The sequence below is a fragment of the Methylobacterium sp. E-065 genome, assembly GCF_022829605.1.
Lineage (GTDB): Bacteria > Pseudomonadota > Alphaproteobacteria > Rhizobiales > Beijerinckiaceae > Methylobacterium.
The window spans coordinates 62,659-75,337 of record NZ_JAKSYD010000016.1 but is presented as its reverse complement, the minus strand read 5'-3'; the positions used below and the strand labels follow the sequence as shown (position 1 = coordinate 75,337).

Genomic DNA, 12,679 nt, shown 5'->3' with positions numbered 1-12,679 from the left:
TTCCAGTCCAGGTGAAGCATCGGTTCGCCCGACCCGGGACCGTCCGGCGGCTGGATCCGCCATCGGACATCGACATGCCCCTGCGGCAGGGCCAGGGAGCCGTGCTCGACCGCGTTGCTGGTCAACTCGTGCAGCGCCAGGGCCAGGACCAGCGCCGCCTTCGGCCTGAGCCGCAACCGCGGACCACTGATCGTAGCCTGCTCGCCTTCCCGCACGAGGTGGAACAGCAGTTCGTCCGATACGAGACTGTGCAGGTCCGCCTCGCCCTGCACATCCGTGGCGGCCTGCACCTGCATCACGGCTCTGAACCGTCCATCGAGATGCGCCACGTAGCCCTCGACATCGCCGGCGCTCTCGGCGGATCGGTGCATGATCGTGCGCATCATCGCCGTTGTGTTGCGCAATCCGTGACGCAGGCCGTCGCGCGTACCCGCTCCATCCAGCAGCCGAGGCAGGCAGGCGTTGTCGGCTTCCAGGGCAGCGAGCCGATCCGCCAAGTCAGTTGGATCGGTCCTGCCGACACTCCGCGGCGGTTGAACCAAGCAGACCTGCCAGCCGGCGTGCGTGTCGTCGCCGTCGGGGATGTAGTTGGAACGCATGATGATGCGACGGCCCGGACCAGGGGGACCCGCCAATCTACATCCGGACGGCCGCCGAGAGCGGGCCGTAGCATTGCTGCTTAGAGCGAAAAAGTTCGGCATCGCTACCTGAACGACAGGTACAAGCGCCGGTCTACGCTCTCAAGAGGTTGCGCGGCGGCTCGGACCGACGGGCTCGCTGCGGATGCGCGGCGCGTGCTTAACGGCAGAGACAGGCGTGGAGCGGGTACCGGGAATCGAACCCGGGTATTCAGCTTGGAAGGCTGCTGCTCTACCATTGAGCTACACCCGCGCGGGCGGACCGTTAGCACGCCGAGATGGCGGTGAGAAGGTGCAAGGAGCCGACGTTGCATCGGCCACTGCCCCGAAGTCCCGGCGGCGACGGGCGGCTCACAGGCACGGATTCAAGACCGGCTCGCGCGGGATCGAGAGCAGGTCGTCGACCTGCGCGCAGGCCCGCGGCGGCGCCGGTCCGGAAGGCCCCGTACATCATCTCCGCATCGCGGCCGCAGACCGATCGCGGTTGGCACTCCGCCGGCCCGCTGCGTGATGGGACGGTCCCGTTCCGGGCGTTCTCGGCGATGAACTGATCGATGGGGTCGAGGGATGTTTTCAGTTCCCGCTGGAATTCCGGGTCGGCGTCCTCGTGGCAGGCCTGTCCAACGGCGCGGATCGCCTGCAGGATGCCGCGCATGCACAGCACCGCACCTTTGCCGGTCCGGTCGACCTTCGTGACGGTGTCGCCGCGGCGGATCGTCTGAATCCCGTTCACGAGCGCCTCGGCCGATGCCGGACCGGGCGGCCCGGCCTGACCCAATGCCTCCGAGGATACGGCCAGCAACGCGCAGACCGCGGCGGCGCAGCAGACGATCAGGGGTCGCCGTCGGGACGGCGTGCATGTCGAGAGGCGCATGGATCCGACGCCGTCTTCCATGGGGCAGCCGCAGGCGTGAACCGCGCCCGATTAACCCAGGCCCAACGCGGCGCGGGCCTCTGCGGATGTAGCGACGCGGCGGCCGTGGCGTGCCACCGCTTCGGCGGCAAGGCCGACGAGCTCGGCATTGCTGGCTGCCAGCTGGTCCTTCGTGACACGAATGTTGTCCTCCAGGCCGGTCCGCACTGCGTCGGCGCCGCGGGCGAGCGCCCAGTCCATCACCACCGCCTGGTTGCGGCCGATGCCGGCAGCCGTCCAGGTCGCCCCCGAGAGGATCCGACGCGTCTCGGCGAGGAGGATATCGAGCAGGTGCTCCTCGGCCGGCATCGCGTTCTGGACGCCCATCACGAACTGCACGTGCGGGCGCGCGTCGATCAGGCCCGCCTCCACCAGCCGCTTGGCGCCATGCAGGTGCGAGAGGTCGAAGATCTCGATCTCGGGCCTCACGCCGTACTGCTTCATCTGGCCGGCGAGATCGGTCACGAGGCTCGCGGAATTCTCGTAGACGATCGTCGGGAAATTGACCGAGCCGGTGGACAGGGAGGCCATGTCGGGCCGGTGCTTGAGCGACAGGCCACGCGCGGCCGGATCGCGGCCGCGCCCGCCCGTGGAGAACTGCACGATCATCCCCGGGCAGTGCTTGCGCAGCCCTTCCTGCACGGCGGCGAATTTTTCCGGATCGGAAGAGGGGGATTCGTCGTCGTTGCGCACATGGATGTGGCACAGGGTGGCGCCGGCCTCGAAGGCCTGGTGGGTCGATTCGATCTGCTCGGGTACGGTGACCGGAACGGCCGGGTTGTCTTTCTTGCGCGGCACCGAGCCTGTGATCGCCACTGCGATCACCACGGGCGCGTCGCTCCGGGATGCTGCCATCCGTCTGTCCTCCCTGTCCCGTCCCCTCGCGCCGTCCGGGATAGCGCCGCAGGGCAAGGATCTGAACCGACCGACGCGCGCACCGGGTCCGTATGCGGGACATCTCGCGTCGGATGACAGCCTGGCCTTGTGTCTTGCCGGCGCTTGCCGCACCTCTCAGGCGGCGAGGCAGACGATGAACGACACGATCCTGGTCCTGAACGGGCCCAACCTGAACCTGCTCGGCAAGCGCCAGCCGGAGATCTACGGTCACGAAACACTGGCCGATGTCGAAGCCCTGTGCCGCGAGACGGCTGCCGGCTTCGGGCTCACGGTCGAGTGCCGCCAGAGCAATGCCGAGCACGCGCTGATCGACGCGATCCATGAATTCCGGGTTGGCTCGGCCGGCATCGTGATCAACGCCGGGGCCTACACCCACACCTCCGTGGCGATCCTCGACGCACTCAACGCCTGTGAAGTGCCGGTGATCGAGTGCCACATCTCGAACGTCCACCGGCGCGAGGCTTTTCGCCATCATTCCTACATCTCGCTCGCCGCCACGGCGGTGCTGGCGGGGTTCGGGACGCACGGCTACGCGCTCGCCATCCGGCACATCGCGCATCTGCGCACTGGCAGGACTGCGTGAAGCGCGGATAGCGCGCGGCGCAGGGTTGACGCTGGCCGAGACAGGGCGGAGGAGGGCGGTCAGGCCCAATTCAACGCGTTCTCTCCGACCGGACTGGTCTTCAAGCCCCGGAGAGCACCCAAGCGGAGCGCGCACGCCGCATGACCAGCCCCTTCCTGCCCCTCGACCGGGACGTCATCGCCCGCGAGGCGGCCAAGATGTTCCTCGAGATCGGCGCGGTCCTCTTCTATAAGGACGAGCCGTTCAAGTTCACCTCCGGCTGGGCGAGCCCGGTCTACACCGACAGCCGGAAGATCATCTCGTTCCCGCGCCTGCGCTCGACGCTGATGGACTTCGCCACCGCCACGATCGTGCGCGAGATCGGCTACGAGAAGCTCACCCATATCGCGGGCGGCGAGACCGCCGGCATCCCGTTCGCGGCCTGGATCGCCGACCGGATGATGCTGCCGATGCAGTACATCCGAAAGAAGCCCAAGGGTTTTGGCCGCAACGCGCAGATCGAGGGCGAGATCGTCGAGGGCGCCCGCACCCTGCTGGTCGAGGACCTCGCCACCGACGGGCGCAGCAAGGTCAATTTCTGCAAGGCCCTGCGCGATTCGGGCGCCCAGGTCGATCACTGCTTCGTGCTGTTCTACTACGACATCTTCCCCGACAGCGCAGCGCTGATGCAGGAGATCGGCATCAAGCTCCACTATCTCACCACGTGGCGGGACGTGCTGGCCGTCGCCAAGGAGATGGGCACCTTCGACCCGAAGACGCTGGACGAGGTCGAGAGCTTCCTCAACGCGCCGGCCGCGTGGTCCGCCGCCCATGGCGGTATCTCCGCCTTCGGTCAGTCCTGAAAGGCCCGCGATGAGTGTCGCCGACCTGTTCCCCGCCGAGCGCCAGGACGCGAAGACCGTCGAGCGGATCACGATCCGCCGCCCGGATGACTGGCACATTCACCTGCGCGACGGCGCGATGCTGAAGGCGGTGCTGCCCTACACGGCGGCGCAGTTCGCCCGGGGCATCATCATGCCGAACCTCGTGCCGCCGGTGACCACGGTCGCAGCCGCGCGAGGCTACCGCGAGCGCATCCTGGCGGCCCTGCCGGCCGGCATGGACTTCACGCCGTTGATGACCTGCTACCTGCGGGACTACACCGATCCGGACGAGATCGAGCGCGGCTTCAAGGACAAGGTCTGGGTCGCCGCCAAGCTCTACCCGGCGGGCGCGACCACCAACTCTCACGCGGGCGTCACCGACCTTCTCGGGATCGCGCCCGTGCTGGAGCGCATGGAGCGGATCGGCATGCCGCTGTTGATCCACGGCGAGGCGACCGACCCGGAAATCGACATCTTCGATCGCGAGGCCGCCTTCATGGAGGGCAGCCTGATCCCGCTCCTCGCCCGCCAACAGGGCCTCAAGGTGACGGTGGAGCACGCCACCACGGCCGAGATCCTCGACGTGGTCCGGGAGCACCGGAGCCGGTGCGCAGCCACGATCACGCCGCACCATCTCGTGATCAACCGGACGCACATCTTCCAGGGGGGGCTGCGCCCCCACCTGTACTGCTTGCCGGTGGCCAAGCGCGAGCGACACCGACTCGCGCTGCGCAAAGCCGCGACCTCGGGCGAGGCCTGCTTCTATCTCGGCACCGACACGGCCCCGCATGTCCGCGGTGCCAAAGAGGCGTCCTGCGGCTGCGCGGGGGTGTTCTGCGGGCCTTCCGCGCTCCAGACCTACGTGCAGGTGTTCGACGAGGAAGGGGCGCTCGATCGGTTCGAGGCCTTCGCGTCGCTCAACGGCGCCCGCTTCCACGGGCTGGAGCCGAACGCGGCAACGGTGACGCTGGAACGGCGGGAAAACCGCATCGCCGAGGCGGTCGCGGTGGAGGACACGGCGGTGGTGGTGTTCCGTGGCGATGAAACGCTGCTTTGGGCGGTGACCTAGGCCGCGGGATACGACAGCGCTCGATTGCCTCCCCCTCTACCTCATCCTGAGGTGACCGCGTCAGCGGGCCTCGAAGGAGGGCTCCAGGGATCACAGCGACTTCTGGAGGGATCCTTCGAGGCCTGCGCTGCGCTCCGTCACCTCAGGCTGAGGTGGAGGGTTGGAGTGCCGGTCCAAGGCTTTCTGGAATTCCGTCGTTTACCGTGAGCGTAGGCATCCTGGGCGAATTCACGCCTCCCGGTCGAGCGCCGCTCTGCATCGCTCAGCTTCGCCCGTCATGGCGGAGGGCTGTCGGCGCTCATGGGAGAACGTCCTACGGGACGGCCTTGAGGTCCAAAGCAGGCACCAGGGCGGGATCGACCGCGTGCGCATCATCCATCAGACCGAGCCCGTCGAACAGGTTCCAGAACGACCACCCAAATCCCGCCCGCTCCGCCGTCAGCCGCACGTCGCGGAGATAGGCGGCCCGGTCGAGGGGCCGCGCGGCGGTGTAGCGGGCGTCGGTGCGCAGGGCTCCGAACTCGCCCATCAGCACGTTCCGGCGCGGGATCCCGTAGAGGTCGGCCCAGGTCGCAACTGGCTCCATGGCGGCGGCGAGGAAGGCGGGGCCAGGCTCGGCATCGCCGTACTCGCGCAGCTTCGCTTCGATCACCGCAAGGTCGCGAACCTTCTCGGGCTGCGCAACCGACCGGTCGGCCTCCATGCGGGCCGATACCGCCTTCAGCGTCTCTGGCATGCGCGCGCGTGTTCCCGGCCATGGCACGGCGTTGAGCCAGCGATAGAACGGCTCCTCGGTGAGCCAGGTCGCCCCCTGATGCGAGAACAGATACGGCTCGTAGAAGTGGAAGGTGTAGAGCAGGGGTGCAAATCGCGCGAGCGGCGCCGGGTCGAGGGCCGTCAGGCCGGCGACGAGGCTGCCGCATGAGCCCGTCGCCACCAGGGTGAGCGCTGGCGCCGCCGCCCGCGCCGTGGTCAGAAGTCTCTCCTGAATGCGATTCCACGCGACGGCACCGCAGGCCTGCGGCGGCTCGTTGACCGGCTCCAGCGCCACCCGGTCGACCCCCTTGCGGTCACACAGGCGGGCCAGTTCGGCGACGAGATCCCGGTAGGCCGGAAACAGCGGCGCCCGATCTGTGCCGTAGAAGGCCTCCGGCGTGTAGTGATGGGTCGCTGCATTCGCCTGAACGTTCAGAACGACGCGCAGGCCGGCCGCCAACACCGCATCCATCGCCGCCGACAGGCTGCCGAGGAGTTCGGCCCGGCGGGTTCCCGTGAAGGCCACGAACGGGCCGGGATCGAGCGGCAGCCGCGCGAAATCGAAGCCGAGGGCGGCTAGCCGCATCAGGTCGGCCTGGGTCGGGACAGGGCGATCCGCCTGGAACGGCGGCCAAGCGTAGTCGCTGCGCGGGGCCGGATATTCCGTGGTAAGCGAGAACCAGGGCCAGAGCGCGATGCCCCGGCGCAGCGGGATCGGCGTGACGGCGCTTCGGGCCGGCACCGCCTGCGCACCCAATGCGGCGAGGCCGCCCGCGAGCAGCCTCCGGCGACTGGCCCTCATCCGCTCGCGCCGGCCGTGGCACCGATCGGCTCGGCGAACGGCACCTTGACGCGCTCCGCCGGGGGATAACCTCCGACCCGCCGCACCTCGTCCTCATAGGCGGCCAGCACGTCGCCCCATCGGAAATCCTCGGCACGCCGCCGGGCCGCCGCGCGGGCACGCGCGACCGCCTCCGGTTCAGCGAGAACCCGCTCGATCGCGACGGCACAGGAGTCGACGCCTTCGAAGTAGAACTGCGCCTCGCCGGCGGTTCCTCGATTGAACGGGTTGGCGTGGGCGATCACCGCGTTGCCCGCCCACAGGGCCTCGACCAGCGATGGGTTGGTGCCGCCAACCGTGTGACCGTGAAGGTAGGCCAACGCATGGACCCGCAGGGCCTGGACCTGATCGGGCTCGTAGATGGCGCCGGGAAACAGCACCTCCGGGGAGGCGGCCTCCTCGACGGCGCGATGATAGCGGTTGTGCACGCTCATGGTCCCGAGCACCACGAGGCGGACACCCCGGGGTCGGCGCGAGAACGCTTCGACGATCGTCAGGATGTTGTTGTCGGGTTCGATGCGGGCGATCGACACGAGATAGCGCCCGGCCTCCAGCCCGAGCGGCGGTGGCGTGATCTCGTCGGGCGGCGGGTCGCCCCCGTAGGGGATCGTCGTGATGGCCCGGCGCGGGCGCCGCGTGGCCAAGTGGTCGGCGATGGCCGGATGGTCGGCGACGAGCTGGTGCGAGGACCACGCGGCGATCCACTCGCTGACGTAGAAGTACGCCCGGATGGGCCGCGACCATTTCGGGCGGCGCCATTCGATCCCGTCCATGTTGGTCAGGATCCGCCCGCCGCAGGCGCGCAGATAGGGCAGGAAGGCCGCGCCGTTGTAGCCGAGCACGAGGCAGACGCCGCCGCGCCGGGCCGCATCCCAGGCGCAGAACGCGTCGAAGGCCAGGGTCGCGGCCGGGCCCTTCAGGCCGACCTCCACGGTGATCAGCTCGATCCCGTTCCAGACCCGCGACGAGATCCGCGTGCCGACCCGCTCGACCTCCCGCTGGCAATAGACGCCGACGCACCAGCCACGAACTGCGAGGTAACGGGCGAGCCGCTCAGCAAAAGTTTCGAACCCGCCATGTGCAGCCGGGATCCCACGCGTTCCTAAAATAAGCACTGCGGGTACGCGGTTCGGCATTGTCCTTCCTTCCAAGGACGGCGTTTATATTATAAGAGGACATGCCCGCCAAGCGACCCAATGAAATATCAACCTTCGGTTTTCCAGTCCATTGACAGTTAATCCAACGGTAGAGGATTCGATATTGCATACCGTCGCCGCCGTACTGGCAGACGAGCAAGGTGTTCCGGTAGCCGCCGGAGCGCGAGGCGCGCCCGCGCTGACGATTACCTGCGTGCATCAGGGTTTCGAGCTCTACGGATCGGACCGCTGCTTCATCGAGACGGTCCGCACCCTCCGTGCCGCCCATCCGTCCGCTCGGATCGACGTGATCCTGCCGCGCCATGGGCCGCTCGTGCCGGCCTTGGAACCCTTCGCCAGCCGCGTCGTGATCGAGCCGCTGTGGATCCTGCGGCGCAAGAATTTGGCGCGGCGCTGCATCGTCGCCCCGTTTACCCTGCCGATCGCAGTTCTTCGCGCGCTCTGGCGGATTCGCGGCAGCGACCTCGTCTATATCAACACGACCGTGGTGGCTGATTACCTGCTCGCCGCGCGGCTTCTTCCCGGGCGGAGCATCGTCCACATCCACGAGATCCCGGAAGGCGCCGTGTTGAAGGTCCTGCGCGGGCTGATCCGCTGGAGCGGGGCCGACGTGGTGTTCAACTCGCACGCTACCGCCCGGGCCTACCCGCTGTCGGCGGGGGTCGGCGCCCAGGTGGTCTACAACGGCATCGCCGCACCGGCCGCGATGAGCCGGGGCGGGTATGACGGCAGCCGCCCGCTGCGGGTACTGATGCTGGGGCGCATCAGCCCGATCAAGGGACAGGACGTTCTGATCGAAGCCGTGGCCGCGCTGCCCGAGGCGCTGCGGCGGCGGATCGAACTGCGCATCGTCGGAAGCGCCTTCGAGGACGCGGCGCGCGAACGCGGCGTGGTGGAGCGGATCGCGGCAGCCGGCCTGTCGAAGCAGGTCACCCGCGAACCGTTCGTGGCCGATCCGGACGCCCTCTACCGTTGGGCCGACGTGGTGACCATGCCGTCGCAGCGCCCGGAATCCCTCGGCCGGGTGGCGATCGAGGCCATGGCGTACGGCGTTCCGCCGCTGGTGACGGCGGTCGGCGGGCTCCCGGAGGTCGTCGAAGACGGGCGGACGGGGTGGATCGTTCCGCCCGGCGGCCCCGAACCGATCACGCAGGCACTCGCCGGCATGATCGGCGATCCGGCGGCTTGGCGCGGCTTCGGACAAGCGGCACGGGCGCGCTACGAGGCGCTGTTCTCGGAAGCGTCCGCGGCCGAGGGCATCGACGCCGCGGTGCAGGCGACCCTGCGGCGAGCGGGGAGGCGAGGACGTCCGGTTGTCCCGGGCGGCTAAGCCGGGATGCGTGAAGGCATCAGGGGCGGAACAGGATCGGAGATCGCGTCGCATGGCGTTCAAGGTACCGATCCGCATTTAAAACCAATGTCCGACAGACGGTCTGTCAGGCAAAATAGTCCAAAGGCTACGCACTCTGTGTGGAGCGAGCCACCGACACTGACCTCGAACCGACAGTCTCCGAACGGTGCGCTGATGGATCGGGCTCGATCGGCCGAAGGAAACGCGTAGACATGGATGTCGCCGATTTCATTCAGCGGATCGCCGCGAAGCTCTCGGGTGAGAACCTACTCGCCGCTGGCCTGCTGTTCGCGACGGCGCTGATCTGCGCCCTGATCGCCTATCTGCGCACGGCCGAAAAGTACTCGTTCGCCGAGTTCTTCGAATTTGCGCTACCGCGGGAGGTGATGACCCATCCCTCCGCTCGGGCGGACCTGCTGTTCTACGTCACCCGCAAGGCAATCATGCCGTTCCTGCTGATCCCGGCAGGCGTGACCTTCGTGGTCGCGGTCGGCTACGCCACCAACCGGGTGCTGGGCGCGCTGTTCGGGATCGATCAGCCGATCCTCGGCGAGCCCGGTCCGGTTACCGTGGTGGTATTCACCGCCACGATGCTGCTGGCCTACGATCTGTCCTACTACCTCTACCACACGGCCCAGCACCGCTACCCGTTCCTGTGGGAGCTCCATAAGGTCCACCACTCGGCCGAGGTGATGGTCGGGATCACCAAGGACCGCGTCCATCCCCTGGACGAGCTGATGAACCGCGCCTGGGACGGCGTGATCCCCGGGATCTGTTTCGGGATCTGGAGCCTGCTGGCGCTGAACCCGGTCGAGCTGACTGTGTTCGGCATCAACGTCTACATCATGCGCAACATCCTGATGATGGACTTCGTGCGTCACACCCATTTCAAGATTTCGTTCGGGCGGCTCAACACGATCATCCTGTGCCCGCACTGGCACCAGCTCCACCACTCCACGGCGCCGGAGCATTACGACAAGAATTTCGGCCTGCTGTTCTCGTTCTGGGACCGGGTGTTCGGTACCCTCTGCATCCCGAAGCCCAATGAGGATTTCAAGTTCGGCCTCGTCGACCGGGACGTCGCCGATTACCAGTCCCTGTCGGGGCTCTACGTGCTGCCGTTGAAGAAGATGGGCCGGCGGATCGCGCGACAGGTGCGACGCCTGCGCGGCGTGCCGGCCCAGCCGCGGTCGGGGGCCTGAGCATGGCGACCGAGCGTTTCGAGACCATCCGCACCGCCGGGCGGCTGGCGGAGGTCGGGCCCGCCTGGACGGCGCTGTGGAAGGCGAGCGGCGCGCTGGTCTTCCAGAGCCACGCCTGGGTTTCCGCGTGGTGGGCGAGCGCACCCGACCGGGAGCGCCGGGCGCTCGCCGTCGTGTTGGCGTGGCGGGGCGACGATCTCGTCGGCGTGCTGCCGCTCGCTACCGTGCGCCGGATGGGGTTCCGCGTGCTCGAATGGGCCGCCAAGGACTGCTCGGATTTCGGCGATGCACTGCTCGCCGACCGGACCGACCGTGACCTCGTCCGGCGGATGTGGCTTTACGCCGGGCGGGCCGGCGGTTTCGATCTCGCCTATCTCAACCGGCTCCTGCCGGACGCGGTGGCTCGGACGCTGCTCCAGCCGGAGGGTGGCGGGGTTCGGCTGCACCTGAACCACCGCGACGAGGCGAATTGGCGGGTGCGCGGCTCGTGGACCACCGGACAGGCGTGGTTCGACGCGCAGTCGAAAAAGACCCGGCAGAACTACCGGCGCGGCCAGAAAGCCTTGCGCGAACGCGGCCCCCTCGTTTTCCGCCTGCTCGGACCGGACGAGCCCCTCGGGCCGGTGCTCGACCGGCTGACCACCTTCAAGCGGGCTTGGCTCGAGCGCCACGGCCTCGCCTCCACTGCCTTCTACGACGCGGGGTCCGAAGCGTTGCCCGCCATGGTCCAGGTACTCGCCGAGGCAGGCTTGCTGCACGCCTTCGTGCTGGAATGCGGCGGCGCCGTTGTGGCCGTGTCGATCAACTTCGTCCAGGCCGGCGCGATGATGGCCTTCGTCACCACCTACGATCCGGAGGTCGAGCGCGCCTCGCCCGGCATGGTGCTGATGATGGACTACATCATGTGGTCGATTGATCGCGGGCTGCACACGGTGGATTTCCTCTGCGGTGACGAGGGCTTCAAGAGCCGGTTCGGCACCGAGGTCCTGACCCTGGCCTCGATGACGGGCGCGCGCACGCCGCAGGGCACGGCGGCGCAGCTCGTGGACCGGGCGCAGCACGCGTGGCGCCGACGCTTCGGCAAGCGAGCGGACGCGGCCGGGCAGGCCCCCGCGGCGGAGATCGCGGCCTGACCGTCGCGCTACGCTGCGCCGCCGAGGCCGTTCCGGATCGCCGCGACGCACCGGGCGAGGTCGTCGTCGTTGACCCAGACATGGGGGCTCAGCCGCAGAGCCCCGGCGCGTACGCTCGCGAAGACCCCGTCGCGGCGCAGGCCTTCGATAAATCCGGCAGGCAGCCCACCTGGCCGCCGCAATCCAAGAATGTGGGGCGCCCGCAGGTTTCGCGGTGCAATCTCGAGACCGAGCACATCGAGCGCATCCGCAAGCCGGTCCGTCAGCCCGCGCAGGCGAGCGGCGACGACCGGCACGCCCCAGCTGGCGATCAGCTCCAGCCCGGCTGAGGCCATCGGGAGCGCCACGGGATCGTTGAGCTCGCCTCGATCGTAGCGCCGCGCGCCAACAGCCGCCGGGCGGTTGCCGACATGCTCGTCGAGCGCCGTGCCGTCCTGCCGGTGCGGCGCCGCGTACAGGAAGGCGAGGCCGTAGGGTCCCAGCGCCCATTTGTAGGTCGGGAACGCCAGGAAATCGGGCCGCCAGCGGGCCACATCCACCGGGATGGCACCGACCGCCTGCGTCGCATCGATCACCAGGGCCGCACCGGTCGCGTGGACTGCGGGCGCGAGGCGGTCGAGGTCGATCAGGCTTCCGTCGGTCCAGTGCAGCGGGGTCAGAGTGGCGAGCGCGAGCGGCGGTGCGCCCGGGCGCGCGATTGCGGCGAGCAGCGCGGCGGTCCAGTTGCCATCCGGGGGACGCACGACCTCCTCCACGGTGAGCCCCTGTGCGGCAGCCAGCCGGTCGAAGGCGAAGCGCAGGGACGGAAATTCGTCGGCCACCCGCAGCAGGCGGCCGCCGGGGATCGGCGCGAGGTTGCGCGCGGCTATTGCCATGGCTTGGCTGACTGCGCCGACGATCGCGACATCGTCCGATTCGGCTCCGATCAGCCGGGCCGCCGCGGCCCGAGCTCGCTCGACCTGAGCGGGAATTGCCTCACGCGGATGGTCCCAGGGTCGGCTCTTGGTCAGGAGGCCGGTCTCGCCGGCGGCGCGCACGCAAAGCGGCAGCGGCGACCACGCCGCCGCATCGAGGTAGCTGACCGCCTCCGGCACCTCGAACAGGTGGCGCTGGCAGGGAAGTTCCTGGGCGGTTGGCAGAGCGGGCTCGGGCATGGCGAACCGGGTCGTAGCGGATCGGACCCGTGCGAGCGATGATTCGCGCCGTCGCTCGGGGCTTGATCGCGCGATCCCGATGTCGCAAGCCGGCCTACCACCGCCCGCGAGGCCGCCCCGTG

The 12,679-nt window shown here is 68.6% G+C and carries 11 protein-coding genes, 1 tRNA gene and 1 pseudogene; 6 read left to right on the top strand and 7 right to left on the bottom strand.

The genetic code is table 11. The features are described 5' to 3' along the window. Positions 1-239: 239 nt before the first annotated feature. The 4 genes and pseudogenes from MKK84_RS35810 to MKK84_RS01185 all read right to left on the bottom strand — a co-directional run. Positions 240-371, bottom strand: a pseudogene (locus MKK84_RS35810) (sensor histidine kinase); the annotation flags it as partial. Between the two features lie 446 nt (positions 372-817). Further along, a tRNA-Gly gene (locus tag MKK84_RS01195) sits at positions 818-891 on the bottom strand. Positions 892-903: 12 nt separating this feature from the next. Beyond that, positions 904-1,512, bottom strand: a complete 609-nt coding sequence (locus MKK84_RS01190; RefSeq protein WP_243916204.1) for a hypothetical protein — start codon at positions 1,510-1,512, stop codon at positions 904-906. Between the two features lie 51 nt (positions 1,513-1,563). Further along, positions 1,564-2,406, bottom strand: a complete 843-nt coding sequence (locus tag MKK84_RS01185; RefSeq protein WP_243916203.1) for a 3-keto-5-aminohexanoate cleavage protein — start codon at positions 2,404-2,406, stop codon at positions 1,564-1,566. A 175-nt stretch (positions 2,407-2,581) separates the two neighbouring features. On the opposite strand from MKK84_RS01185, the gene aroQ reads away from it, so the two are divergent. From aroQ to pyrC, 3 genes are all read left to right on the top strand, one after another. Continuing rightward, positions 2,582-3,031 carry a type II 3-dehydroquinate dehydratase gene (aroQ, locus tag MKK84_RS01180; RefSeq protein WP_243916202.1) on the top strand — a complete coding sequence of 150 codons (450 nt, stop codon included), beginning with the start codon at positions 2,582-2,584 and terminating at the stop codon, positions 3,029-3,031. 140 nt (positions 3,032-3,171) lie between these two features. Next, positions 3,172-3,873, top strand: a complete 702-nt coding sequence (locus tag MKK84_RS01175; RefSeq protein ID WP_243916201.1) for an orotate phosphoribosyltransferase — start codon at positions 3,172-3,174, stop codon at positions 3,871-3,873. 10 nt (positions 3,874-3,883) lie between these two features. Further along, on the top strand, positions 3,884-4,963 hold the full coding sequence (gene pyrC / locus MKK84_RS01170) for a dihydroorotase (protein WP_243916200.1): 1,080 nt from the start codon (positions 3,884-3,886) through the stop codon (positions 4,961-4,963). A 313-nt stretch (positions 4,964-5,276) separates the two neighbouring features. On the opposite strand, the gene MKK84_RS01165 is transcribed toward pyrC, so the two are convergent. Together MKK84_RS01165 and MKK84_RS01160 are read right to left on the bottom strand one after the other, a co-directional pair. Then, positions 5,277-6,521, bottom strand: coding sequence for a glycoside hydrolase family 5 protein (locus tag MKK84_RS01165; protein WP_243916199.1), 1,245 nt, complete (start codon positions 6,519-6,521; stop codon positions 5,277-5,279). After that, entirely contained in the window at positions 6,518-7,696 is a 1,179-nt protein-coding gene (locus tag MKK84_RS01160) for a DUF1972 domain-containing protein (protein ID WP_243916198.1), read from the bottom strand. Before MKK84_RS01160 ends, MKK84_RS01165 begins: the two co-directional genes overlap by 4 nt. A 214-nt stretch (positions 7,697-7,910) precedes the next feature. Between MKK84_RS01160 and MKK84_RS01155 the strand changes: the two genes are divergently transcribed. The 3 genes from MKK84_RS01155 (at position 7,911) to MKK84_RS01145 (ending at position 11,403) form a co-directional block, all read left to right on the top strand. After that, positions 7,911-9,047 (top strand): glycosyltransferase family 4 protein, encoded by a 1,137-nt coding sequence (locus tag MKK84_RS01155; protein ID WP_243916197.1) that lies wholly within the window; start codon positions 7,911-7,913, stop codon positions 9,045-9,047. 233 nt (positions 9,048-9,280) lie between these two features. Beyond that, positions 9,281-10,270, top strand: coding sequence for a sterol desaturase family protein (locus MKK84_RS01150; protein ID WP_243916196.1), 990 nt, complete (start codon positions 9,281-9,283; stop codon positions 10,268-10,270). 2 nt (positions 10,271-10,272) lie between these two features. After that, positions 10,273-11,403 (top strand): GNAT family N-acetyltransferase, encoded by a 1,131-nt coding sequence (locus MKK84_RS01145; RefSeq protein ID WP_243916195.1) that lies wholly within the window; start codon positions 10,273-10,275, stop codon positions 11,401-11,403. A gap of 8 nt (positions 11,404-11,411) precedes the next feature. Here the strand turns inward: MKK84_RS01145 and MKK84_RS01140 are convergent, their stop codons facing one another. Next, positions 11,412-12,557, bottom strand: coding sequence for an aminotransferase class V-fold PLP-dependent enzyme (locus tag MKK84_RS01140; protein WP_243916194.1), 1,146 nt, complete (start codon positions 12,555-12,557; stop codon positions 11,412-11,414). Positions 12,558-12,679 lie beyond the last annotated feature (122 nt).